General features: G+C 65.9%; 23 protein-coding genes and 1 tRNA gene. 17 read left to right on the top strand and 7 right to left on the bottom strand.

Features of this window, described 5'->3' with window-relative positions; genetic code table 11:
- Positions 1 to 18: 18 nt before the first annotated feature.
- The 4 genes from POM99_RS03025 to POM99_RS03010 all read right to left on the bottom strand — a co-directional run bounded on the left by POM99_RS03025 (position 19) and on the right by POM99_RS03010 (position 4,562).
- Positions 19 to 813, bottom strand: coding sequence for an enoyl-CoA hydratase-related protein (locus tag POM99_RS03025; protein WP_277275319.1), 795 nt, complete (start codon positions 811 to 813; stop codon positions 19 to 21).
- The gene (locus tag POM99_RS03020; RefSeq protein ID WP_277275318.1) at positions 810 to 1,856 is read right to left on the bottom strand and encodes an enoyl-CoA hydratase/isomerase family protein; all 1,047 of its coding nucleotides are present in this window, start codon (positions 1,854 to 1,856) and stop codon (positions 810 to 812) included. The genes POM99_RS03025 and POM99_RS03020 overlap by 4 nt, the downstream gene beginning before the upstream one ends.
- Entirely contained in the window at positions 1,853 to 2,995 is a 1,143-nt protein-coding gene (locus POM99_RS03015) for an acyl-CoA dehydrogenase family protein (RefSeq protein ID WP_277275317.1), read from the bottom strand. Before POM99_RS03015 ends, POM99_RS03020 begins: the two co-directional genes overlap by 4 nt.
- Before the next feature lie 67 nt (positions 2,996 to 3,062).
- Positions 3,063 to 4,562: a CoA-acylating methylmalonate-semialdehyde dehydrogenase gene (locus POM99_RS03010; protein WP_277275316.1), complete on the bottom strand. Its 1,500-nt coding sequence runs from the start codon at positions 4,560 to 4,562 to the stop codon at positions 3,063 to 3,065.
- A 91-nt stretch (positions 4,563 to 4,653) separates the two neighbouring features.
- Between POM99_RS03010 and POM99_RS03005 the strand changes: the two genes are divergently transcribed.
- On the top strand, positions 4,654 to 5,547 hold the full coding sequence (locus POM99_RS03005) for a LysR family transcriptional regulator (RefSeq protein ID WP_277275315.1): 894 nt from the start codon (positions 4,654 to 4,656) through the stop codon (positions 5,545 to 5,547).
- Between the two features lie 73 nt (positions 5,548 to 5,620).
- On the opposite strand, the gene POM99_RS03000 is transcribed toward POM99_RS03005, so the two are convergent.
- The gene (locus tag POM99_RS03000; RefSeq protein WP_277275314.1) at positions 5,621 to 5,932 is read right to left on the bottom strand and encodes a DUF3297 family protein; all 312 of its coding nucleotides are present in this window, start codon (positions 5,930 to 5,932) and stop codon (positions 5,621 to 5,623) included.
- A 101-nt stretch (positions 5,933 to 6,033) separates the two neighbouring features.
- Here POM99_RS03000 and POM99_RS02995 point away from each other — a divergent pair.
- The 14 genes from POM99_RS02995 (at position 6,034) to POM99_RS02925 (ending at position 20,607) form a co-directional block, all read left to right on the top strand.
- Positions 6,034 to 6,108 (top strand) — tRNA-Val (locus POM99_RS02995).
- A gap of 498 nt (positions 6,109 to 6,606) precedes the next feature.
- Positions 6,607 to 6,888 (top strand): STAS domain-containing protein, encoded by a 282-nt coding sequence (locus POM99_RS02990; RefSeq protein ID WP_277275313.1) that lies wholly within the window; start codon positions 6,607 to 6,609, stop codon positions 6,886 to 6,888.
- Positions 6,885 to 7,250, top strand: a complete 366-nt coding sequence (locus POM99_RS02985) for a response regulator (RefSeq protein WP_277275312.1) — start codon at positions 6,885 to 6,887, stop codon at positions 7,248 to 7,250. Before POM99_RS02990 ends, POM99_RS02985 begins: the two co-directional genes overlap by 4 nt.
- Positions 7,247 to 9,241, top strand: coding sequence for a chemotaxis protein CheA (locus tag POM99_RS02980; RefSeq protein WP_277275311.1), 1,995 nt, complete (start codon positions 7,247 to 7,249; stop codon positions 9,239 to 9,241). The genes POM99_RS02985 and POM99_RS02980 overlap by 4 nt, the downstream gene beginning before the upstream one ends.
- 4 nt (positions 9,242 to 9,245) lie before the next feature.
- A complete protein-coding gene (locus POM99_RS02975) occupies positions 9,246 to 9,737 on the top strand; it encodes a chemotaxis protein CheW (RefSeq protein WP_277275310.1) in 492 nt (163 codons plus the stop codon).
- Between the two features lie 58 nt (positions 9,738 to 9,795).
- A complete protein-coding gene (locus POM99_RS02965) occupies positions 9,796 to 12,099 on the top strand; it encodes a methyl-accepting chemotaxis protein (RefSeq protein ID WP_438822983.1) in 2,304 nt (767 codons plus the stop codon).
- Positions 12,096 to 12,584: a chemotaxis protein CheW gene (locus POM99_RS02960; protein WP_277275309.1), complete on the top strand. Its 489-nt coding sequence runs from the start codon at positions 12,096 to 12,098 to the stop codon at positions 12,582 to 12,584. The genes POM99_RS02965 and POM99_RS02960 overlap by 4 nt, the downstream gene beginning before the upstream one ends.
- Before the next feature lie 71 nt (positions 12,585 to 12,655).
- Positions 12,656 to 14,557, top strand: a complete 1,902-nt coding sequence (locus POM99_RS02955; protein ID WP_277275308.1) for a methyl-accepting chemotaxis protein — start codon at positions 12,656 to 12,658, stop codon at positions 14,555 to 14,557.
- Between the two features lie 16 nt (positions 14,558 to 14,573).
- Positions 14,574 to 15,437: a CheR family methyltransferase gene (locus tag POM99_RS02950; RefSeq protein ID WP_438822982.1), complete on the top strand. Its 864-nt coding sequence runs from the start codon at positions 14,574 to 14,576 to the stop codon at positions 15,435 to 15,437.
- Positions 15,438 to 16,523: a protein-glutamate methylesterase/protein-glutamine glutaminase gene (locus tag POM99_RS02945; protein WP_277275306.1), complete on the top strand. Its 1,086-nt coding sequence runs from the start codon at positions 15,438 to 15,440 to the stop codon at positions 16,521 to 16,523. It begins immediately after the preceding gene.
- A gap of 2 nt (positions 16,524 to 16,525) precedes the next feature.
- Positions 16,526 to 18,220 carry a hypothetical protein gene (locus tag POM99_RS02940; protein WP_277275305.1) on the top strand — a complete coding sequence of 565 codons (1,695 nt, stop codon included), beginning with the start codon at positions 16,526 to 16,528 and terminating at the stop codon, positions 18,218 to 18,220.
- A 128-nt stretch (positions 18,221 to 18,348) separates the two neighbouring features.
- Positions 18,349 to 18,555, top strand: a complete 207-nt coding sequence (locus POM99_RS02935; protein ID WP_277275304.1) for a YgaP family membrane protein — start codon at positions 18,349 to 18,351, stop codon at positions 18,553 to 18,555.
- 40 nt (positions 18,556 to 18,595) lie between these two features.
- Positions 18,596 to 19,876, top strand: coding sequence for a serine--tRNA ligase (gene serS, locus POM99_RS02930; RefSeq protein WP_277275303.1), 1,281 nt, complete (start codon positions 18,596 to 18,598; stop codon positions 19,874 to 19,876).
- A 41-nt stretch (positions 19,877 to 19,917) separates the two neighbouring features.
- Positions 19,918 to 20,607, top strand: coding sequence for a M23 family metallopeptidase (locus tag POM99_RS02925; RefSeq protein WP_277275302.1), 690 nt, complete (start codon positions 19,918 to 19,920; stop codon positions 20,605 to 20,607).
- Here POM99_RS02925 and POM99_RS02920 read toward each other — a convergent pair.
- Positions 20,597 to 21,010 (bottom strand): DUF1761 domain-containing protein, encoded by a 414-nt coding sequence (locus POM99_RS02920; RefSeq protein WP_277275301.1) that lies wholly within the window; start codon positions 21,008 to 21,010, stop codon positions 20,597 to 20,599. The genes POM99_RS02925 and POM99_RS02920 overlap by 11 nt on opposite strands.
- Before the next feature lie 119 nt (positions 21,011 to 21,129).
- Between POM99_RS02920 and rimO the strand changes: the two genes are divergently transcribed.
- Positions 21,130 to 22,521 (top strand): 30S ribosomal protein S12 methylthiotransferase RimO, encoded by a 1,392-nt coding sequence (rimO, locus tag POM99_RS02915; RefSeq protein WP_277275300.1) that lies wholly within the window; start codon positions 21,130 to 21,132, stop codon positions 22,519 to 22,521.
- 328 nt (positions 22,522 to 22,849) lie between these two features.
- On the opposite strand, the gene POM99_RS02910 is transcribed toward rimO, so the two are convergent.
- Positions 22,850 to 23,209, bottom strand: a complete 360-nt coding sequence (locus POM99_RS02910; protein WP_277275299.1) for a YciI family protein — start codon at positions 23,207 to 23,209, stop codon at positions 22,850 to 22,852.
- 161 nt (positions 23,210 to 23,370) lie between these two features.
- Between POM99_RS02910 and POM99_RS02905 the strand changes: the two genes are divergently transcribed.
- A complete protein-coding gene (locus tag POM99_RS02905; RefSeq protein WP_277275298.1) occupies positions 23,371 to 24,876 on the top strand; it encodes a hypothetical protein in 1,506 nt (501 codons plus the stop codon).
- Positions 24,877 to 24,878: the final 2 nt, after the last annotated feature.

Below are 24,878 nucleotides of genomic sequence, written 5' to 3'. Positions count from 1 at the left end.
GAGGGGGACTAAGAAGCCTTACTTACCCTTCCACACGCCGGGGCGCTTTTCGATGAAGGCCTTCATGCCTTCGGCCTTGTCATCGCTGGCGGTCAGGATCTGGAATGCCCGGCGTTCGAAAAGCAGGCCCTGGTCCAGCGTGGTTTCGTAGGCGGCGTTGACCATTTCCTTGTTCACCTTGGCGGCCATCGGCGGCATCGCGGCAATGGTCTCGGCGGTCTTCAACGCGTCGGTGAGCAGATCGGCCAGCGGCACCACCCGGGTAACGAGGCCCGAACGCTCCGCCTCGGCGGCGTCCATCATGCGGCCGGTCAGGCACATATCCATCGCCTTGGCCTTGCCCACCGCGCGGGTCAGCCGCTGCGAACCACCCATGCCGGGGGCAACGCCCAGCTTGATCTCGGGCTGGCCGAACTTGGCGTTTTCCGACGCAATGATGAAGTCCGCCATCATCGCCAGTTCGCACCCGCCGCCCAGCGCAAAGCCGTTGACCGCCGCGATCCACGGCTTGCGCGTGGTCTTCACCACGTGGCTGGTCCACTTCGAGAAAAAGTCCTCATTGAAGAAGTCGGACGCCGGCTTGTCCGCCATTTCCTTGATGTCGGCGCCCGCGGCAAAGGCCTTCTCGCCCGCGCCGGTCAGCACGGCGCAGCCCTGCGTTTCGTCGGCTTCGAACGCGGCGAAGGCGTCGATCAGGTCGGCCAGAACCTGCGAATTCAGGGCGTTCAGCGCCTGCGGGCGATTGATCGTGATGAGGGTGACGGCACCCTTCTGTTCGACGAGGATGGTCTCGTAAGTGTGTTCGGGGCTCATAGCGGTTTCCATTCATCGGCAGCGCCCAGCGGCGCGAAGATCTGGTCGAGAAGCGCGTCGGTCACGCCCTGCGGCGTGGCCGGGTCCCACTTCGGCGCGTTGTCCTTGTCAACTATCACGGCGCGCACGCCCTCGGCAAAGTCCGGAAGGACGAGCACCCGGCTGCCGATGCGGTATTCCATCGCCATGTTGGCGGCAAAGTCCGGCAGGGTCAGGCTGGTGGCGAGCTGACGCAGCGCCACCTTGCAGGTCTGCGGGCTCTTGGTGCCGAGCGTGGTGAGCGTGGTCTTGGCGAAGTCCGACGTGTCGGCCGCCAGCGCGTCGAGGATGTCCTCATAGCGGTCGGACGCAAAGAGCCGGGCGATGTCGTCCGCATGGGCGGCGATCTTCGGCTCGGGCGGCACGGCTGAGAGTTCGCGCAGGATGGTGGGGATCGATGCAGGGTCGCCGGCGATGCGTGCCTTGGCCTCGGCCAGCGCCTCGCACGGCAGGTAATGCGTGGCGAGCCCGGCCCAGACGCATTCCGCGCCGTCGAGCCGCGCGCCCGTGAGCGCGAGGTATTGCCCCAGCCGCCCCTTCAGCCGTGAAAGGAACCAGCCGCCGCCCACGTCAGGAAACAGGCCGATGCCGGTTTCGGGCATGGCCAGCCGGGTGTTCTCTGTCGCCACGCGATAGGTGGAAGGCCCGGCAAGGCCCACGCCGCCGCCCATGGTGATGCCATCCATGAAAGCGACCACAGGCTTGCCATAGGTCATGATCAGGTGGTTCAGCTGGTATTCGTCGTGGAAGAACTGGCGACCGGAAACCCCGCCATCGTTCAGCGCCGAATTCCGCAGGAAGGCGATGTCGCCGCCTGCGCAGAAGCCGCGCCCCTCGGAATGGTCGATCAGCACCGCCTGCACGGCATCGTCCCCGCGCCACCTCAGCAGCGCCTCTGTCATCGCCTGCACCATCGGCAGGGTCAGGGCGTGGATCGCCTTGGGCCGGTTGAGCGAGATCACCCCCACCTGCCCCCACGTGCGCAAGATCACCTCTTCAGTCACTTCAGCAGGTCCCTTCCCACGATCATGCGCATGATCTCGTTGGTGCCTTCCAGGATGCGATGCACGCGCAGGTCGCGCCAGAACCGCTCGATCGGATAGTCACGCAGATAGCCATAGCCGCCGAACATCTGGAGCGCCCGGTCGACCACGCTCGATCCGGTGTCGGTGGCGAGCCGCTTGGCCATCGCCGAAAAGCGGGTCTTGTCCGGCGCGCCAGCGCTGACCTTGGCGGCAGCAGCGTAGAGCAGCAGGCGCGCCGCCTCCAGCTCGGTCGCCATGTCGGCCAGCGTGAACTGGGTGTTCTGGAACTCGGCAATCGCGCGGTTGAACTGCTTGCGATCCTTCACATACTGCACCGCCTCGTCCAGGCAACGCTGCGCCCCGCCCAGCGAGCAGGCGCCGATGTTGAGCCGCCCGCCGTCCAGCCCGGCCATCGCGAACCTGAAGCCGTCGCCTTCCTCGCCCACGCGGTTGGCCACCGGCACGCGCGCGTCTTCGAAGATCACCTGCGCGGTCGGGCTGGCGTTCCAGCCAAGCTTCCTTTCCGGCGCGCCAAAGCTGACGCCGGGGGTGTCCTTGTCCACCACCAGGCAGCTGATGCCCTTCGGCCCGTCTTCGCCGGTGCGCACCATCACCACGTAAACGTCATTCACCCCGCCGCCCGAGATGAACTGCTTGGTGCCGTTCACGACGTAATCATCGCCGTCACGGCGCGCCGTGGTCTTCAGCGCCGCCGCGTCAGACCCGCTGCCCGGCTCGGTCAGGCAATAGCTGGCCATGCGGTCCATGGTCACCAGATCGGGCAGGTAGCGCCCCTTCACATCATCGCCGCCGAAGCAGTCGATCATCCACGCGGCCATGTTGTGGATGGAAATGAACGCGCTGGTGGTGGGGCAGCCATAGGCCATGGCTTCCATGATCAGCGCCGCTTCCAGCCGGCCTAGCCCGATGCCGCCCGATTCCTCGCTGACATAGATCGCGCCAAAGCCCAGCTCGGCCGCGGCCTTCACCGTATCGCGGGGAAAGGCGTGATCCTCGTCCCACTGCGCGGCAAACGGCGTGATCGCATCGGCGGTGAAACGCTGCGCCATCTCCTGGATGGCAAGCTGATCCTCGGTTAGTGCGAACTGATCGTTCATGTCCTCGTCCCTATCGACCCAAACGGGAAAAAGGCCGGGCAGCCTGAGCGCCCGGCCCGTTCTCCCATCACCCCATCGTCGGGATGACAAAGGCATTGCCGCCATCCGGCGAACCGTCGGGCCAGCGCTGGGTCACGGTCTTCACCTTGGTCCAGAACTTAACGCCTTCCATGCCGTGCTGGTTGGTGTCACCAAATGCGGACCGCTTCCACCCCCCGAAGGTGTGATAGGCCACCGGAACCGGGATCGGCACGTTGATGCCCACCATGCCCACGTTCACGCGCGCCGCAAATTCGCGCGCGGCATGGCCATTGCGGGTGAAGATCGCCACGCCGTTGCCATACTGGTGCTTGCTCGGCAGCTCGACCGCCTCTTCAAAGGACTTGGCGCGCACGATCTGCAGCACCGGGCCGAAGATCTCGTTGTGATAGCTGTCCATGTCCGGTGTGACATGGTCGATCAGCGTCGGGCCGACGAAATAGCCGTTCTCGTGGCCCTGCAGCGTGAAGCCGCGGCCATCGATCACCAGTTCGCCGCCTTCTTCCACGCACTTGCCGATCCAGCCTTCGACCTTCTCCTTGTGCGCCTGGGTTACCACCGGGCCATAGTGCGCCTCGGGATCGGTGGACACGCCCACGCGCAGCGCGTTGATCGCGGGGATCAGCTTGGCGCGCAGCTTCTCGGCCGTATCCTCGCCCACCGGCACCACCACCGGCAGCGCCATGCAACGTTCGCCCGCCGAACCGAAGGCCGCGCCGCACAGGTCGTTCACCACCTGGTCGAGGTCCGCGTCGGGCATCACGATGCCGTGGTTCTTCGCGCCGCCCATGGCCTGCACGCGCTTTCCGGCGGCCACGCCACGGTTGTAGACATAATGCGCGATGTCGGACGATCCGACGAAGCTGATCGCCCCGATCGCCGGGTGATCGAGGATCGCATCGACCATCACCTTGTCACCATGCACAACCTGGCAGATGCCTTCGGGCAGGCCGGCTTCGATGAACAGTTCGGCCAGCCGCACCGGCACCGAGGGATCGCGTTCCGAAGGCTTGATGATGAAGGCGTTGCCCGTGGCAATGGCGATGGCGCTCATCCACAGGGGGATCATGCCGGGGAAGTTGAACGGGGTGATGCCCGCCCCGATGCCGATCGGCTGGCGCATCGAATAGACGTCGATCCCCGGGCCCGCGCCCTGCGTGTATTCACCCTTGATCACGTGCGGCAGGCCGCAGGCGAACTCGACCACTTCCAGACCGCGCTGCACGTCGCCCTTGGCGTCGGCAATCACCTTGCCGTGCTCGGCGCTCAGCATGCGCGCCAGCTCTTCCATGTTCGCCTCTACCAGTTCCTTGAAGCGGAACATGACGCGGGCGCGGCGCTGCGGATTGGTGGCGGCCCAGGCCGGCTGCGCCTTCAGCGCCGCCTGCACGGCGCGCTCCAGCGTCTCGGCATCGCCGAGCACGACCTGCGCCTGCACGCCGCCATTGTTGGGATCGAAAACGTCGCCCTTGCGATCGGTGGCAAGGCCACCGGTGCCGCCGGCGATGAAATGGTCGATGAGGCGCATGGATGTTTCCTCTCGTGAAAAACCGATGCCGCTCCCTGCGCTCCTGAACGATTGCAAGCAACAGGTGAAAATGCGATGGCCACCTGCAATTATGCAGGTGCCAGACTGGAACGACTATCAGGCCTTTCTCGCCGTCGCCCGCGCGGGGCAGATGGCGCGCGCCGCCGCCACGATGGGCATGGACGCCACCACCATCGGCCGTCGCCTGCGCCGGCTGGAGGCGCGCGTCGGCGCCACCTTGTTCGAACAGACGCGTGAAGGACAGGTGCTGACCGAGGCGGGCGAGGCGATGCTGGCCGAAGTCGAGGCGATGGAGCAGGCCGCCAGCCGCATTGCCGAACACGCCGCCGGCAGCGGCCTTGCCGGGCAGTTGCGCGTGAGCCTGACCGAGGGCCTCGGCAACGCCATCGTCGCGCCCGCCCTGCCCTCGTTCTCCGACCTGCAGCCCCGTCTGGTGGTCGATCTGGTGGCCTCGTCGGGCTATCTCAGCCCGTCGAAGCGCGAGGCGGACCTTGCCGTGATGCTGTCACGCCCCCGCGCCGGTCCGGTGATCGCGGGCAAGCTTTCCGACTATGCCCTGCGGCTCTACGCCACGCGCGGCTACCTCGCCCGCCACGGCAACCCTGCCGCTCCGGCAGACCTTGCACAGGGGCACAGGCTGGTCGGCTATGTGCCCGATCTGCTCTATGCGCCCGAACTGCGCTATCTCGATGAATGGGAGCCGGGCCTCACCGCCACCGTCCGGTCCAACTCGATCATCGCCCAGCACCGCCTCGTCGGCGCGGGGGCGGGAATCGGCGTGCTGCCCTGCTTCATCGGCGATGCGGACAAGTGGCTGGTGCCCGTGCTGCCGGAAAAGCGCATCGTGCGCAGTTTCTGGCTGGTCACGCACAAGGACACGCACAACCTGGCCCGCGTGCGCGCCTTCAAGGACTGGCTGACCGCACTGGTCGCCCGCGAACGCGGCAGGCTGATGCCACGCTGAATCAGCGCAGGATCAGCCCCCAAGGGTTGCGGCACGGTACCGCCAAACAAAGCCCTGATGGGCTTTGCTTGCCTTACAAGGACGCGACCGGCGCCCCTTCGCCCAGGTCCTCGTACCACGCTTCCACCGGCCCGCTCAGCTTCAGCGTCAGCGGGTTGCCCTTGCGGTCCATGGTTTTTCCGGCCTGCACGCGCACCCACCCTTCGGAGATGCAGTATTCTTCCACGTTGGTGCGCACCGTGCCTTTGAAGCGGATGCCGATGCCGCGACGCAGCTTGTCGGCATCGAAGAAGGGGCTGCGCGGGTTGATCGCCAGGCGATCGGGCGGAACATCCGCGCCCGAGGTGGTGGGGGCGGTTTCGGGTGCGGGGGTTTGTTCGGTCATGGGCCACGCAAATATCTTGCCGACCCCACTTGTCAATCGCGCCGCGCCATCGTAGAGGCGCGCCCCTGCCCCGGTGCTGCCGGGCAGACGTCCTGATGGACGGGCGCGTAGCTCAGCGGTAGAGCACACCCTTCACACGGGTGGGGTCACAGGTTCAATCCCTGTCGCGCCCACCACCAAGGCCCGCGGGAAACTGCGGGCCTTTGTGTTTGTGGAATACGGCCATCGTCGACGCAGCGATCTGGCGGATCGGGCTGCGGCCTTTTCAAACCGTATCTTTCCTTAACCAAGTGCGCCCCGTCTCCGCGGCAGGTAGAATGGCGGAGTTTGCTGTGCGGCGCCCCGAGAGGCATTTATTGTTCCAAATTGGCCATGTCACAAGACAGCCCGCCTAGCGGCCCGTAAGAATCTGACGAGACGCAACAATTTCATCTGTCTGTCTTCTGCCGAAACTCGATGCCCGTAAAGATCGGGCCGAAACCTGGTTAATTTCCTCCACTTGACCCTACGGTGACTTTGCATTCCCTGCATAAAGATCGTCTGAACTCAGGCACTATGATGACTATTTTTCCTATTCCAATCTGAACCGTAGAAACCGCTAGTTTTGGCGAAGCGATAAGTCACACAAGTGCCGTACCATTCGGGACAACTGCAACCCGATCGGGAACATGGGCATGACTGTCGTTGTCGGCAAATTGGCCAGTATTGGCACCATCGAAAGCATCCGCGATGCGATCATCGAGGCATTCGATGCGGGTAGCGAAGTCGAGATTGACGCTTCGGCATTGGAAGACGCCGATCTGACGTTCGTACAGGTCCTGGCATCGGCCCACAAACAGGCGGAAATCGAAGGCCGTTCCGTCCGGATCGTTGCGCCCGTTCCGCCCGTGCTGGCTTCGCTCGCAGAGCGCGCTGGCCTGCACGATCTCGTCTCAGTTGCGGAGGTCGGCCGGTGACCAGCATCCTGACCGTCGATGATTCGATGAGCGTGCGCATGGCCATCCGCATCGCGCTGTCCGGTGCGGGCCATATCGTGGCCGAAGCCGCCGATGGCGCCGAAGGTCTCGCCAAGGCGCGCACCGCCAAGTACGACATGATCATCACCGATCTCAACATGCCCAACATGAACGGGCTGGAGATGATCCGCGAGATCCGCAAGCTGCCGATCCAGGCCGGCACGCCGATCATCTTCCTGACCACCGAATCCGATGAAGGCATGAAGCAGGAGGCCAAGGCGGCCGGGGCGACCGGATGGCTGGTCAAGCCGTTCGTGGCCGACAACCTGCTCAAGGTCACGCGCAAGGTGCTTGGCCGGTGAGCGCGCAGGATCCGGCCGAGGCCTTCCGCGTGGAGGCGGGCGAACTGCTCGACACCACCGAGCAGGCGCTGCTCGATCTCAGCCACGATCTTGAAAGTCGTCCGCTTGTCGATGCCGTGTTCCGCGGCATGCACACGCTCAAGGGCTCGGGCGCGATGTTCGGCTTCGATGCGCTGGCCGGCTTCACCCACCATTGCGAGACGGCCTTCGATCGCGTGCGCAAGGGCCTGGCCCCCGCGACCGCGCAGCTTGTCGCCGTCACCCTTTCCGCCATGGACCACATGCGCGCGCTGCTCCACGGCGATGGTGAGGGTCTTGACGCAGCAAGTGCCGCGATCCTGCAGGAACTGCACGCCGCCATTGCACTGGCAGAGAATGGGCCTGCGCCAGAACAGCCTGCGGGACAGGCCACGCACCATTGGCGCGTGAGATTCCGCCTGCCCCCGGAAGCCATGGCCAATGGCACCAACCCGCTGATCCTGCTGGACGAACTGCGCGATCTTGGCAGTGCCAGCGTCACCGCGTTGACCGATGCGCTTCCGCCCCTGAAGTCGCTCGACCCCGCCCAGTGCCTGATCGGATGGGAGGTTGAACTGCAGGGCGCGATCAGCCGCGAGGATATCGAGGATGTTTTCCTTTTCGTGATGGATGACATGACGCTGGAGATCGAGGAGATCTCCGCCGCGTCCGATCCGGCCGGTGATGCGCCAGCGGCGACGGCAGCGGACGCGGGCGACATCGATGAAGCGCCTGCCGTCGAAGCCGGAACGGATTCGTCCGGCCAGCGCGCCGCCCGCCCGCCAAGCGAAAGCGTGCGGGTGCCGGCCGAGCGGCTAGACCTGCTGATGGACCGCGTTGGCGAACTGGTCATCGTGCAGAGCCGCCTTGCCCAGTTGACCAACAATGGCGTTTCCGGCCCGGCCGGCGAACTGGCCCTGCGCTCGATCTCCGAAGAGGTCGAGCGACTGGCGAACGAACTGCGCGACACCATGATGGTCCTGCGCATGGTGCCCATCGCCACCCTGTTCGGCCGGTTCCGCCGGCTGGTCCACGATCTGGCGCGCGAAACCGGCAAGTCCATCGATCTCGTCACCGATGGCGAGAGCACCGAGATCGACAAGACCGTGTCGGAACGGCTGGCCGATCCCATCGTCCATCTGATCCGCAACGCCTGCGACCATGGGCTGGAGACCGAGGAAGAGCGCATTGCCGCGGGCAAGCCCGCCACCGGCACCATCCGCCTTTCAGCGCAGCAGGCCGGCGGCGAAGTGCTGATCACCATCCACGACGACGGCCGCGGCCTCAACCGCGAGCGGATCCGCGCCAAGGCCGAGGCGAACGGGCTGATCCAGCCGGGCCAGGTGGTGAGCGACAGCGAACTGCTGCAGGCGATCTTCCAGCCCGGCTTCTCCACCGCAGCGCAGGTCACCAACCTGTCTGGCCGGGGCGTGGGCATGGACGTGGTCAAGCGCACCATCGAGGGCCTGCGCGGCCATATCGACATGGCGAGCGAGCCCGGCAAGGGCTCGGTCATCACCCTGCGCATCCCGCTGACCCTTGCCATCATCGAAGGCCTGCTGGTGCGCGTGGGCAACGGCAACTACGTGATCCCGCTCGCCGCTGTCGAGGAATGCCTCGAACTCAGCCTGGAAGACGATATCCGTTCGCGGGGGCGCAGCATGATCCAGCTGCGCGAACGGCTGGTGCCGTTCCTGCGCCTGCGCGAGGTCTTCGCCACCGGAACCCGGCCCGATCCCTTCCAGAAGATCGTGGTCATCGCCACGGGCGGCGAACGCGTAGGCCTGGTGGTCGATCAGATCATCGGCAGCCACCAGACGGTGATCAAGTCGATGTCCAGCCTGCATCGCGCGGTGCCCAGCTTCTCGGGCGCGACCATCCTTGGCGATGGCGGCGTGGCGCTGATTCTCGATGTCGTCCAGCTCGTCGCGCTGGGCCAGCAGCAGGAGGAGCGGCTTCGCGCCGCCGGGTGACAGCATGCAGCACGCCAGCACAACCCCATGGGACGAAAACGGCCAGCTTGAAGTGCTGACCTTCGACATCGGTGACGAACGGCTCGCCATCGAAGCGGTGAACATCCGCGAGATCCTTGATCTCCTGCCCGAAACATGGGTGCCAGGCGCGCCGCCCCTGGTGGCCAGCGTGGTCAACTTCCGTGGCAAGATCATCCCGATCGCAGACCTGCGCGTCGCCTTCGGCATGCCCACCGACAGCGACGCCGCCGTCCAGACCGACCACCGCATCGTGGTGATCGAGACCGAACTGGACGGCGAACCGCTGCAGATCGGCCTGCGCGCCGACAAGGTGCACGAAGTGGCGATCCTCGATCGTGCAGACAGCTGCGAGCCCCCGGTGCTGGGCATGCGCTGGCGGCGCGAATTCGTGCGCGAACTGGTGCGCAACCCGCAGCATGTGATCGTTATCCCCAACTTGCCGACGATCTTTTCAACCCTTGCAGAAGCCGCCTGATGCGCCTGCTCCGTTCCACGCCCTCCACTGCTCCCACAGAGAGAAAGGCCTGCCTCCCATGACAATCTTCTCGCCAATCTCGTCAGATCTGATCCTGGCGGAAATCGCGCGGGTCGAAGGCGCGTTGGCTCGGGGCGACCTGTCGCAGCGTCTGGAAGCGCCAGCCGCCAACGCCCGGACCCAGGCCGTGCTGGCAGCCTTCAACCGCCTGCTTGATGGCATGGCTGCCCCGGTCGAACAGCTTTCCTCGCAGATTGGCCATGTCATTGCCGAACACGCTGCGGGCGACATTGACGTGAAGATCGATGCAAACCGCCTGCCCGGCCAGTTCGGCGCGATGGCGCGCGACATCAATGACCTCGTCGATGCGCACATCAGCGTGAAGAAGCAGGCCATGGCCTGCGTGCGCGAATTCGGGCTGGGCAACTTCAAGGCGCCGATGCCGCAGCTTCCGGGCAAGAAGGCCTTCATCAACGAAATCATCGAAGGCCTGCGCGGCAACCTATCTGGCCTGATTGCCGAGATGAACCACATGTCTGCCGAGCATGACCGGGGCGACATCGACGTGATGATCGACGACGGCAAGTTCCAGGGTGACTTCGGCTTGGTCGCACGTGGCATCAATTCCATGGTCGCCGGGCATATCGACGTGAAGAAGAAGGCGATGGCCTGCGTCAAGGAATTGGCTGAAGGCAACTTCAAGGCTCCGCTGGAACAGTTCCCCGGCAAGAAGGCCTTCATCAACCAGACCGTCGAGACGCTGCGCCAGAACCTGATCGGCCTGATCACCGAGATGAACCACATGTCTGCCGAGCACGATCGCGGCGAGATCGACGTGATGATCGACGACGGCAAGTTCCTGGGCGATTTCGCCGCCGTGGCGCGCGGCATCAACGAAATGGTCGCCGGGCACATCGCCGTGAAGAAGAAGGCCATGGCCTGCATCCGCGAATTCGGCGAAGGCAACTTCGACGCCGCGCTGGAGCAGTTCCCCGGCAAGAAGGCATTCATCAACGATACCGTGGAAACGCTGCGCATGAACCTGCGCGAGATCACCGCGGAGATCCAGCGCCTGATCGTTGCCGCCACTGCTGGCCGGCTTAACGAACGGGGCGAGGCGAACCGCTTCGTGGGCGATTTCGCCAGGCTGATCGCGGGCATCAACGGCATGCTCGATGCCATCATCCTGCCCATCGAGGAAGGGAACCGCGTGCTCGACGTGGTCAGCGGCGGCAACCTGCAGGAACTGGTGACCATCGACTGCCACGGCGATCACCAGCAGATGCGTGACGCGATCAACCGCCTGGTGGAAAACCTGCGGCTGACTGCTGCCGTGGCTGACCGCATTGCGGAAGGGGACCTTACCGTCCAGCATCAGGCCCTCTCCGCCGATGACCAGCTCGGCCTGGCGCTGGTCGCCATGCTCGAGCGCCTCCGCACCGTGGTGGGCAGCACGTCTGTTGCTGCAGAAAACGTGTCCACCGGCAGTCGTCAGCTTGCCGCCAGCTCCGAACAGGTCTCGCAGGGTGCCACCGAACAGGCCGCCTCTGCCGAGGAAGCCTCCGCCTCGATGGAGCAGATGGCTGCGAACATCAAACAGAACGCAGACAACGCCGCCCAGACCGAGAAGATCGCCCGCCAGTCCTCGCGCGATGCCGAGGCGTCCGGCCAGGCGGTCGAGAAAGCCGTCAACGCCATGCGCACCATCGCCGAAAAGATCGGCATCGTGCAGGAAATCGCCCGCCAGACCGACCTGCTGGCCCTGAACGCGGCAGTCGAGGCCGCTCGCGCTGGCGAACACGGCAAGGGCTTCGCCGTCGTCGCTTCGGAAGTGCGCAAGCTGGCCGAACGCAGCCAGACCGCTGCGGCAGAGATTGTCTCGGTCTCGTCCGAGACGGTCAAGGTGGCGACCGACGCGGGTGAAATGCTTGCCCGCCTGGTCCCAGACATCCGCCGCACCGCCGAACTGGTCACGGAAATCAGCGCTGCCTGCCGCGAACAGGACATCGGCGCATCGCAGATCAACGAGGCGATCCAGCAGCTCGACAAGGTGACCCAGATGAACGCCGCTGCGTCGGACCAGATCTCATCCACCTCCGAGGAACTGGCCTCGCAGGCAGAAGACCTGCAGCACTCGATCTCCTTCTTCCGCATCGGCCAGGAACGCCACGCCAGCGCGCCCGTCCGCCGCACGCCTGCCCCAGCACGCGCCGCTGCGCCGAAACCCTCTGCAAAGCCGGCAGCCAGGGCCCCCCGGCGCAATTCCGTGGCAGACCAGAAGGAACGCCTTGCCGGCTTCGCCCTGAACCTCACCGACGGCGGCGCCGATGCCGACGATGCCGACTTCGGACGTGCGGCATGACCGGCGCGGGCGAACTCCAGGTCGTCGAATTCGGACTGGGCAGCGAAGTGTTCGCCGTCCCGGTGGCGATGGTCCGCGAGATTCTGGATTATGCGCCGCCGGCCTATGTGCCCAATGGTCCCGCGCACTTTGTCGGGTTGACCGATGTGCGCGGGCAGGGCGTGCCCACGGTCGATTTCCGCAAGCGCATCGGGCTCCCCCAGGCGGAACCCACGCTGGCCACCCGCATCCTCATTCTCGATGTGCCGCTGGCTGACCGGGTTCTCACCCTTGGCGTGGTGATCGATCGGGTCCTCAGCGTCAGCAGCTATGACACGGCCACGATCGAGGCGGCGCCCGACATCGGGGTGCGCTGGAATTCGCAATACATCACCGGCGTCGTGCGGCGCGAGAGCGGCTTTGTCGTGATCGTCGATGCGGCGCGGATATTCACCACGGAAGATGCAGTCATGGCTGGCGGGCAGGATCGGCTCGTCAACGCCTGAACGGGAAAACACGCCGCAGCTGACGGGTCTCACTCCAGCTCTCCGGCGATCGAAGGAAGGACGGGAACCACATGTCGCTCAATCCCTTTGCCGGAGTTTCCTCTCGCCTCGTGCTGCAGGAAATCGCCCGGGTCGAATCCGCGCACGCCGCCGGCAACCTTGCCGACCGGCTCCACGCCGATGGAAACCCGCAGACGCGCGAGATGGTGGAAGCCATCAATCGCCTGCTTGACCGTTCGCTGCAGCCGGTGACCGATCTGGGCCAGGCCATCCGCACGATGACCGCCGAACACGATCGCGGCGAGATCGACGTGGTCGTACCGCCCGAAAGCTTCCGTGGCGATCTTGCGCTCATGGCCCGCAACATCAACGATCTCGTCGGCTCGCACATTGTCGTGAAGAAGAAGGCGATGGCCTGCGTCAAGGAATTGGCTGAAGGCAACTTCAAGGCCCTGCTGGAACAGTTCCCGGGCAAGAAGGCCTTCATCAACGATACCATCGAAACGCTGCGCCAGAACCTCGTCGGCCTGATCGCCGAGATGAACCACATGTCTGCCGAGCATGACCGCGGCGAGATCGACGTGATGATCGATGATCGCAAGTTCCAGGGCGATTTCGCCTGCGTGGCGCGCGGCATCAACGACATGGTCGCCGGGCACATCGCCGTGAAGAAAAAGGCGATGGCCTGCGTCAAGGAATTTGGCGAGGGCAACTTCGACGCCCCGCTCGAACGATTCCCCGGCAAGAAGGCCTTCATCAACGATACCATCGAGACGCTGCGCACCAACCTGCGCGCGATCGTGTCCGAGATCCAGGCGCTCATCGTCGCGGCAACCGATGGCAAGCTGGGCGAACGCGGCGATGCGCGCCGCTTCGTCGGCGATTTCGAGCGCCTGATCAGCGGCATAAACGGCATGCTCGACGCCACGCTCCTGCCCATCGAGGAAGGCAATCGCATCCTGGGCAAGCTGAGCGGGGGTGACCTGCGCGAACGCGTGGAGATCGACTGCAAGGGCGATCACCGCCTGATGCGCGATTCGATCAACACCCTTGTGGACAACCTGCGCGCTTTCGCCGGCAATGTCGGTGTCGCCGCATCCGAAGTTGCCGACGGCAGCAACACGCTGGCCAGCAGCTCGCAGCAGCTGTCGCAGGGCGCCACCGAACAGGCCGCCTCGGCCGAGGAAGCCTCCGCCTCGATGGAGCAGATGGCCGCCAACATCAAACAGAACGCCGACAACGCCGCCCAGACCGAGAAGATCGCCCGCCAGTCGTCCAAGGACGCCGAGGCGTCGGGCCAGGCGGTCGAAAAGGCCGTGAGCGCCATGCGCACCATTGCCGACAAGATCGGCATCGTCCAGGAAATCGCCCGCCAGACCGACCTGCTCGCGCTCAACGCCGCAGTCGAGGCCGCCCGTGCCGGTGAACACGGCAAGGGCTTCGCCGTCGTCGCGTCCGAAGTGCGCAAGCTGGCCGAACGCAGCCAGACCGCCGCGGCGGAGATCGCTTCCGTTTCCGCCGACACGGTCCATGCCGCCACCGATGCCGGCGAGATGCTGGGCAAGCTGGTGCCCGATATCCGCCGCACCGCAGAGCTCGTTTCCGAAATCAGCGCCGCCTGCCGTGAACAGGATATCGGCGCCTCGCAGATCAATGAGGCGATCCAGCAGCTCGACAAGGTGACGCAGCAGAACGCCAACGCTTCCGAACAGATTTCCTCCACGTCGGAATCGCTCGCCTCGCGCGCTGACGAGCTGCAAAGCTCGCTGGCGTTCTTCCAGATCGACGAAGCACGCGCCGCAGTGCCACAGCGTGCTGCGCCGCCGCGCCCGGCCAAGCGCAGGGAACCCGCACGCACCACGGTGCGCCCCAATTCGCTCGCGCACCAGCAGGAACGGCTCAGCGGCTTCGCGCTGGACCTGACCAACGGCGGCGCCGACACCGAAGACGGTGACTTTGGCCGCGCGGCATGAAGCGCCGGGTGAAACCATGAACGATCTCAGCCACACCGCCTTCGCCCTTCCGGACGAGCAGGACCGCATTCTGCCCGGCCAGTTCAAGGCGCTGGCCGCGCTGATCCAGGCGGAAACCGGGATCAACATCAAGGCCAGCAAGCAGACCATGCTGGAAGGCCGCCTGCGCCGTCGCTCGCGCGCGGCCGGCCTGTCCAGCGTGCGCGAATACTGCGACATGGTGCTGGGCCATTCGGTTGATCCGGCCGAGATCGAGCACCTGATCAACGCGGTCACCACCAACAAGACCGACTTCTTCCGGGAACCGGCGCATTTCGACTACCTGGTCGATACCGTGCTGCCCGAATACGCCAGCGATCATTGCCGCATGATCCGCTGCTGGAGCGCCGCCTGCTCCACGGGGGCCGAGCCCTATACCCTCGCCATGCTGCTCGATGATTTCGCCGCACGCAATCGCGGGTTCGATTACCGCATCCTCGCCACCGATCTCGATACCGAGGTGCTCGCCACGGCGGTCAAGGGCATCTACCCGCGCGAGATGGTTGATCCCGTGCCGCCCGCGCTGCGCCGCAGGTATGTCCTCGAAGCGCGCGACCCGAAGCGCCACGACGTCCGCATCGCGCCAGAACTGCGGCGCAAGGTCGCCTTCGGACGGCTGAACCTGATGGACAGCGGCTATGCACTGGATGAGCAGATGCACATCATCATGTGCCGCAACGTGTTGATCTATTTTGACAAGGCAACGCAGGAACAAGTGGTCGGCCGCCTCTGCGACCGGCTCATGCCGGGGGGCTACCTGTTCCTCGGCCATTCCGAATCGATCACAGGCTTCCGCCACAGCCTGACCCAGGTGGCCGGCACCGTGTTCAGGAAGCTATAGATGCAGCATCGCCACCCCCGCACCCGTGTCCTCGTCGTCGATGACAGCGCCAGCGTGCGCCAGACGATGAAGGAAGTGCTGGAGGAAGACCCGACGATCGAGGTCATAGGCACCGCGGCCGATCCCTTTGCCGCCGCGCGCATCATCCAGACCCAGGTGCCCGATGTCATCACGCTTGATGTCGAGATGCCGCGCATGGACGGCATCACCTTCCTGCGCAAGCTGATGGCCCAGTGCCCGGTCCCTGTCGTCATGTGCTCCTCGCTCACCGAGGAAGGCTCGCAGACCCTGATGGAAGCGCTGGAGGCCGGCGCCGTCGACGTGATCCTCAAGCCCCGCCTCGGCGTGGCCGATCACCTGAAGGAAGCGCGTGAAACCATCCGCGAAGTGGTGAAAGGCGCCGCCCGGGCGCGGGTGCAGCCGCGCAAGGCCGCGCCCCGCAGCATCGCCCCGCAGCAGAAGCTGACCGCAGACGCCGTGCTGCCGCCGCCCAGCGGCCGCGCCATGAGCCGCACCACCGAGATGGTCGTGTGCATCGGCGCCTCTACCGGCGGCACCGAAGCCCTGCGCGAGGTGCTTGAGGCGCTGCCCGCCAATTCGCCCGGCATCGTGGTGGTGCAGCACATGCCCGAACGGTTCACCCGCGCCTTCGCCACCCGGCTTGATTCGCTGTGCGAAGTCACGGTGAAGGAGGCCGAGGACGGCGACACCGTGATGCGCGGCCACGTGCTGATCGCACCGGGCGGCAAGCACACCCTGCTTGAACGGCAGGGCGCGCGCTATCTCGTCTCGGTCCGCGATGGCCCGCTGGTTTCGCGCCACCGCCCCTCGGTCGACGTGCTGTTCCGCTCCGCCGCGCGCTGCGCCGGATCGAACGCGGTCGGCGTGATCATGACCGGGATGGGCGACGATGGCGCCAAGGGCCTTCTCGAGATGAAGGAGGCCGGCGCCCGCACCTTTGCCCAGGACGAGGTGACCTCGGTGGTCTTCGGTATGCCCAAGGAAGCCATCGCCCGCGGTGCGGCAGACCGCGTGATCCCGCTCGGCGCGATCGCCGGCGAAGTCCTGCGCTCGACGGCCCGCTGACCATGGCTGCGCTCCCGCTCCCCGCCCCGCCCGGCGGCCTCGGCCCCGCTTCCGGCCTGTCGGACCTGCGTGGTGAGCTTGGCGCGGTCCTGTCCTCCATCGATACGCAGTTTGACAAGGCCAGCACCGCCCTTGCCAGCTCAGTCGACGCGATCGGTGGCATCGTCGCTGCGCTGGGTGAAGCGGCGGGCGTGTTCGAAGGGGGCGTCGGCGCATCGGCGGTCAGCGACCTGACCCGCGCCGCCACGGCGCTGCTCGCGGTGCGCGATCATGTCGACCAGCGCTCTGCCGAGATTGCCACCATCGAACAGGCCACCAAGGCGCTGCGCGAGGCCGCCTCGAACGTCATGCGCTGTATCCAGGTGCTCGACGTCTATGGCATGAACGTGAAGATCACGGCCGCCGGCCTGCCCCACTTCATGGACTTTGCCGACGGCATGCGGGCCAAGCTGCACGAAGGCGATGATCAGGTTCGTGGGCTCGATGCAAAGCTCGCCATGCTCGATGCCGGTCTGCGCCAGATGCGGGAAAGTGACCAGCTGCTGCTCAACGAATGCCGCAAGGTCCTGCCACAAGTGCCGAACATGCTGGTGGAGGAAGCCGAAGCACTTCGCGCGCACCATGCCGGGCTCGCCCGGTTGGCCAAGTCCGTCTCCACACTCGCCCAGTCGATCCAGACCGAACTCTTCGCCGCCATCGGAGCGATTCAGGTGGGTGACCGTGTGCGCCAGCGGCTTGAACATGTTGCCGCCGGGCTTGTCCTTGCCGAAGGCCTCGGGGCATCTGCGGCCCCTGTCCACGCCCTCCTCGCCGGCCTGGCGGACGAAGCCGGGCGGGAATATGCGCGCGATCTCGATGCCGTGATCATCGCCCTCGCCCGCTTGCAGGACAACGCAGAACAGTTGGTCGGCCTGCGCACGCGCAACGAAGGCAGCAATGACGAAGGCCAGGCCTTCCTGTCCCGTCTTGAAAGCGGTGCGGCAGAAGCCCACGGCATGATCGCCCAGCTTGATCGCACCGACAGCGAAGGTCTGGCCACGCTGGACCTGATCCTGCGCACCGTTGACGAGGTTTCCGCCCAGGCCGAAGCGATCACCGACCTGCGGCTCGACGTGCAGCACATGGCGATCAACATCGGGCTCAGTTGCCGCACGGCGGAGCGCGTCGGGCGTCCGGTCATGGTCATCGCCAACGAGATCCGCACCCATTCCAACAAGCTGGATGGCGTGATCGAGGCGATTCTCGGGGCAAAGCAGGGACTTGTCGATCCCAGCCTGCGCATGAAGGAACAATCCACCGCCGCACAAAGCGCTTCGGGAAGCCAGCTCGGCCATTTCATCGATCTGATCCGCGAATGCGGCAACCGCACCGATGCGGCGATGGAAACCGTCAACACGCGCGCGGGCGAAATGCACCACACGTTGTCCACCGCCTCGATCGCGCTTGATGAGGCATCGGGACAGGGCCCGCAGATCATGACCCTTGCCGCCGGCCTGGCGCAGGCCGCCGCCAGCGGCAGCCCGGCAGAGCCATCCGCGCTCCAGCCGGTGTTCGACCAGATCGCCCGCAGCTATACCATGGCCGAAGAGCGCGAACTTCATAACCGCCTGCTCCCCGCCGGGATCTCCGGCATCGCCACCGCCAGCCCTGTGGCCGTCGCCACGGACGACGACGACGAAGACGACGGCCTGTTCTGACCGCCATAAGCCGGGCCACCCCGCCTTCGCCCGATTGCCCTGTCCACCCTCCCCTTTGATTCCGGTCAATGCCGCGCACTGCGCGCAGTGCTTGGTCAGCAGGGTTAGGACGGAAAAGGACGATCCCAATGTTCAAGCGGAATATCGGCGGCGGTGATGCCGTGGTGCGTGTGCTGGCTGCGGCCATCCTCTTTGCGCTGGCGCTGCTCTATCACCAGACCTGGGGGCTGATCGGCGTGGTGCCGCTGGTCACCGGCGTGGTCGGCCTGTGCCCGCTCTATTCGGTGCTGGGCATCCGCACCACGATGGCGCCGAAGGCTGCAGCGCACGCCTGACGCTTGCCCCGGTGCGGTTCAGGCGGCATAGCGCGCAGCCATGCACGATATCCGCCTGATCCGCGAGAACCCGGAAGCCTTCGATGCCGCCCTTGTCCGCCGTGGCGTGGCGCCGCAATCCGCCGCCATCCTTGCACTCGACACCGCGCGGCGCGACGTAGCGACGCGGATGCAGGAAGTGCAGGCCCGCCGCAACGAAGCGTCCAAGGCCATTGGCGCCGCCATGGGCAAGGGCGACAAGGACACCGCCGAGGCGCTCAAGGCTGAAGTCGCCGCGCTCAAGACCGAACTTCCCGCGCTGGAAGAGGAAGAGCGGCGCCTGACCGCAGAGGCCAACGCCGCGCTCGCCGCCTGGCCCAATGCCCCCGACGCCGAAGTGCCTGATGGCGAGGACGAGAGCCAGAACGTCGAAGTCAGCCGCTGGGGCACCCCGCGCAATTTCGCCTTCACGCCCAGCGAGCACGCCGATCTCGGCCCCGCGCTCGGCCTCGATTTCGAAACCGGCGCGCTGATCTCCGGCGCGCGCTTCACCTTCCTGAAAGGCGGCATGGCCCGCCTGCACCGCGCGCTGGCGCAGTTCATGCTCGATCGCCAGACCGGCGAGAACGGCTACATGGAATGCATCCCGCCGCTGCTGGTGAAGGACGAGGCGGTGTTCGGCACCGGCCAGCTGCCCAAGTTTGCCGAAGACCTGTTCAGGACCACCGACGGGCGCTGGATGATCCCCACTGCCGAAGTCAGCCTGACCAACGCGGTGCAGGGCCAGATCCTGTCCGAATCGGCCCTGCCCCTGCGCATGACCGCGCTGACCCCCTGCTTCCGCAGCGAAGCGGGCGCAGCCGGGCGCGATACGCGCGGCTTCATCCGCCAGCACCAGTTTGAAAAGGTGGAACTGGTCTCGATCGCGCGGCCAGAGGATTCCGAAGCCGAGCACGAGCGCATGACGGCCGCCGCCGAATCGATCCTGCAGGCGCTGGGCCTGCCCTATCGCAAGGTGCTGCTTTGCGCTGGCGACATGGGCTTCACCGCGCGCAAGACCTATGACCTCGAGGTCTGGCTGCCCGGCCAGCAGGCTTACCGCGAGATCTCGTCCTGCTCCAACTGCGGCGATTTCCAGGCGCGGCGCATGAACGCGCGCTATCGGCCCGAAGGCGGGAAAGGCACTGAATTCGTCCACACCCTCAACGGCTCGGGCCTCGCCGTGGGCCGCACGCTGGTGGCGGTGCTGGAAAACTACCAGCAGGAAAACGGCACGGTCGATGTGCCGGAAGTCCTGCACCCCTACATGGGCGGGCTGACCCGGCTGGTCCCGCTCGGCTGATGCGGCGGCTGGCGGCGCTTCTGCTGCCGGTTGGCCTGTTGATGGCCGCCCCGGTCCCGGCGCTCGCCGCTCCGCCGGGGCCCATCATTGCGTGGCAATATGTGGTGGCCGATGGCGATACCCTTGCCGCCATCGCCCGGCGCATGGGGGTGCGGCTTGAAGACCTCGCCGCCGCCAACGGCATTCCTGCGCCCTACGCGGTCCGTGCCGGACAGATGATCAAGCGCCCCGATCCCGCCGGAGCGACAAAGGCCAGGGCCGCGCCCCGTCCCGCTCCCATCGTGCGACCGGCCCCGCCGCCCCGCCCCCTGCCCGAAGCGCCCGTCAGCCGTCGCCGTGAACCCGGCGCACCCAGCCTTGGCTGGCCGACATCGGGCGCAGTGGTAACCCGCTTCGGCGCCACCGTGCGCGGCCTGCCTGCCAACGGCATCGATCTTGCCGCCCACGCCGGCATGACGGTGCAGGCCGCCGCCGCCGGGCGCGTGATCTATGCCGGCAACGAACCCGAACGCTTCGGCCAGCTGATCCTGATCGATCATGGTGGCGGCTGGGTCACCGCCTATGCCTATCTCGGCAAGGTTGGGGTGGCAGAGGGACAACTGGTCAAGGCCCGTCAGGTCATCGCCCGCATCGGCCAGAGCGGCGAGGCGCGTCGGCCGCTGCTGCACTTCGAGCTGCGCAAGGGCAACGTGCCCCGCGACCCCGCGCCCTACCTGCCGGTCAGGCTTTGAAGAACCAGAAGGTGAGGCCCATCGCGAGATAGGCAAAGAGCCAGTATCCCGCGTCGATCAGCGCCAGCCGGGTGGAGATGCGCTGATGGGTGTAGCTGATCCACAGCGAGGGGATGACGAAGGCGATGGCAAGCCCGCCCGACATCATGAAGTAGAGCCAAGGCTTCACCGCCAGCGTCGCCTGCCCCACGCGGGCGAACATGTGGCCCATCATCGATGCGGTGATCAGCAGCAGCGCCACCGACAGCAGGATCGTCCGCCCCGGCGCGTTGCGCACACCCAGGCCGCCCGGCCCCACTTCCGCAAGCCGCGCGCGGCCGAACAGCGGGCCGTACCATACGCCCGACGCCACCAGCGCGGCCAGCGCCGCCATCACCACTGCAAGCCAGTTCACAGGACCCATCGATCACCTTTCCGTGGTGCCCCGCCGCGGCCTTACCCCTGCGGCCACGGAATGGCAAATGGCGGCAAGGGCGCACGTGGGTGACTGTTCCGCCGAATCCGTGTAGGGGCGCGGCCAAGATGGCAACTACCGATACCCCGATCACCCTTCCCGAAGCGCCCAAGGTGGGCATGGTCAGCCTGGGCTGCCCCAAGGCGCTGGTCGACAGCGAGCGCATTCTCACCCGGCTGCGCGCCGATGGCTATGCCATGAGCGCGGACTATGCCGGGGCGGACGTGGTGCTGGTCAACACCTGCGGCTTCCTTGACAGCGCGAAGGAGGAGAGCCTGGCCGCGATCGGCGAGGCGATGGCCGAGAACGGCCGCGTGATCGTGACCGGGTGCATGGGCAACGAGGCCGAGGCGATCCGCGCCCGCTTCCCCCAGGTGCTGGCGGTGACCGGCGCGCACCAGTATGAGGCGGTGGTGGAAGCGGTGCACGAAGCCGCGCCGCCGAGCATGGGCCCCTACATCGACCTGATCCCGCAGGCCGAGCCGGGCGACGTGAAGCTGACCCCGCGGCACTACAGCTACCTGAAGATTTCCGAAGGCTGCAACCACGCCTGCGCGTTCTGCATCATCCCTTCGCTGCGTGGCAAGCTGGCCAGCCGACGGATCGATGCGGTGCTGCGCGAGGCGGAAAAGCTGGTGGCGGCAGGCACGCGCGAGCTGCTGGTGATCAGCCAGGACACATCGGCCTATGGCGTCGACGTGCGCCACGAGACGCGGACCTGGAAGGGGCGCGAGGTGCGCACCCACATGACCGACCTGGCGCGCGAGCTGGGCCAGCTGAAGACGCCGGACGGGCACACGCCGTGGGTGCGGCTGCACTATGTCTACCCCTACCCCCATGTTGACGCCGTGATCCCGCTGATGGCTGAGGGGCTGGTGACGCCCTATCTCGACATCCCGTTCCAGCACGCCAGCCCCAACGTGCTGCGTGCGATGAAGCGCCCGGCGAACGAGGCCAAGGTGCTGGAGCGCATCCGCGCCTGGCGGGAGATCTGCCCCGACCTCGCCATCCGGTCCAGCTTCGTGGTCGGCTTTCCGGGAGAGACCGAGGCCGATTTCCAGTACCTGCTCGACTGGCTGGACGAGGCGCAGCTGGACCGCGTCGGCGCGTTCCGCTTCGAGCCGGTGGCGGGCGCGGCGGCAAACGACTTGCTCGACCCGGTGCCCGAGGCGGTGAAGGAAGAGCGCTATGCCCGGATCATGGAAAAGACCGAGGCGATCAGCGCGGCGAAACTGGCGGCCAAGGTCGGCCGTACGATCCGCGTGATCATCGACGAGGTGGGCGAACCCGACGAGGACGGCGACGTGGGCGCCACCGGCCGCAGCCAGGCCGACGCGCCCGAGATCGACGGCGCGGTATATCTGCGCAACGTACCCGAAAGCCTTAAGCCGGGTGACTTCGTGGACGTGGAGATCGAGGAAGCCGACGCCCACGACCTGTTCGGCGTGATCGCGAGTTAACCGATCTGGCCCGCACGAGGTTGACACAGTTGACACTGTATAATGCGTAAAATGCGGAACTGCCCGAACCGAAGGCGAGCGGCGTGGCTGCGCCCGGGCAGGGTGGCTGCGGTGCGACGCCACCACAACGTAATATCAATGACTTGCTGTGAGATTGACGGATGAGAAAGAGCGCGATCTGCCCGTCATTGTGCATATTCGCGACATGTAGGAAAGCGATTTATAGATAACAGACGCGTCTGTTATCTATCGGCCTTCGCGTGCCGAATTGGCACGCGCGTGACCACTGCAAAAGGTGGCTGTCCTGTCTCGATCACGCCCTTGTCTCTCACCCGATATCCAACGGTCCGTAGAACGGGCGGATTTCGAGTTTGCTGGGGACGGGCATGGGGTTGGGGCAGCGTTTGGCCCATTCGATCGCTTCGGCCATCGAGGCGACTTCCCAGATCCAGAAGCCGGCGACGAGTTCATGCGCAGGGGTGAAGGGGCCGGGTTCAACCGTGCGGGCATCGCCATCGAAGCCAACGCGCACGCCATCGCGGCTGGGGCGCAGGCCATCGGCCATGACGAAGACCCCGGCGGCTTCGAGTTCATCATTGAAGCGGCCCATCGCGTCGAACGCATCCTGCGTGGGCATGACTTCAGCCTCGCTGGGTTCGGTGGCCTTGACGAAAACCATGACGCGCATTCGGGGGCACTCCCTTGGACGGATGGAGCGAACAGCATGGACCCGATGCAGCGAATTGCAAAGCAGCCGAAAGGCAGCCCGTTTTGACCACAATTGCGCTTGGGAAATGGCACGGATGACGTAACGTAACTGCGGGGAAATCGGGATTCGGGAGGTTGGCCATGGCGGGTGAAGTTGAAACCGGCGCAGACACCACGGCGGCTGAGGCGGATACCTCCGCCGACCGAACGCAGACGGTTGAGGGGCAGACGACACAGACACCCGACCCGGCGGCTTCGCAGAGGGCCGCCGATGTATCTTCATCGCAACCGGGCGATGCCGACCTGATCCGGGATTCGTTCTTCTTCCATCAGCTGGCCGAGGTCTACCTGCTGCTGGACAACGTATCGGCCACCAAGGAAAAGAAGCTGCCCGAGCGGATCGACGCGGCGGTGTTTGCCGCACCTGAGGGCAAGGACCATGAGGACTGGATCCAGCGTATCAGCGAGATCCATTATCCCCCGCAGGACCGACCGAAGCGCCCGTTGGCGGAACAGGCGGCCGAACTGTACCGAGTGCGTGATGCGCTGAACCTGGCGGCAGCGCCGGCGACAAGCGCGACGATTGCCTTCAGCCTGCTGTATGCCGGGGACCAGCGCACATCGAACCGCATCGATGCCGAGCGGGATGAGACCGGATGGCTGCCCGGCATCGTGCCCGCAGGCCTGCGGCGCATGTTCAACCGCACGGCGCAGCTGCTGGACGAGCAGGTTGAGGATGGGCAGATGTGGGAGCAGTTCCTGCGCAACCGCCTTTCACGCGACAAGCTGGCGGGCCTTGCCTTTCCGGCGTTCGTGCGCCCGGCCCGCCAGCTTCGCCTGTTCACCAACTGGCTGCTGATCTTCCTGATTTCGGTGCTGGCCTTCACCACGTTCCTTTCATGGAGCGCAGCGACGGGGGCGGCACTGCTGACGCGGATCGACACGCTGACTGCGGAGCGGGCAGACATCGGCAAGGGGATGGAAGAGCAGCGGGCCAAGGAGATCATCCAGCAGAGGACCGCAACAGAGGCGCAAGGGGCCGAACCGGCACCGCCATCGATCGAGATGCAGGCGTTCCAGACCAAATGGACGGACAATGCACGCCAACTGGCAGTGGCGCGGCTGAACCTGGACTGGTGGCTGCAGAATGGGCTGGTGCAGAACCTGGCGCGGCTGGGCAATCCGAAAAACGACATTGCCGCGACACAGAGCGGACCAAGGCCGCGCAACACGCCGCCCCAATCCGACCCCGGCAAGGTCAACGTGCAATGGGCGACCGTGCTGCTGACGGTGATGGCCAACAACATCCTGCCGATCCTTTATGGCGTGCTGGGCGCGGGCGCGGCGGTGATGCGCAACCTTGCCGCCGCGATGCGCGATTACCTGCTGAGCCCCCGCCATCTGCGGATGGCGCTGATCCAGCTGGTGCTGGGTGCGCTGACCGGGGCGGTGATCGGCCTGTTCGTTTCGCACGACACGGCCAGCCCCGGCGCGCCGGACGGCCTTTTGCAGGGGGTGTTCCTGAGCACATCGGCCCTGTGCTTCGTGGCCGGGTTCGGCGTGGAGGGCGTGTTCCAGGCGCTGGAATCGCTGGTGGCGCGGGTGTTCAACCTGAACGGGCCAGCCAACCGGCCGCCCGCGCAATAGCG

Source organism: Novosphingobium cyanobacteriorum (genome assembly GCF_029436685.1).
Taxonomy (GTDB): domain Bacteria; phylum Pseudomonadota; class Alphaproteobacteria; order Sphingomonadales; family Sphingomonadaceae; genus Novosphingobium; species Novosphingobium cyanobacteriorum.
Note: the sequence above shows the minus strand (reverse complement) of the source record. Positions and strands in the feature narration are given on the sequence as shown.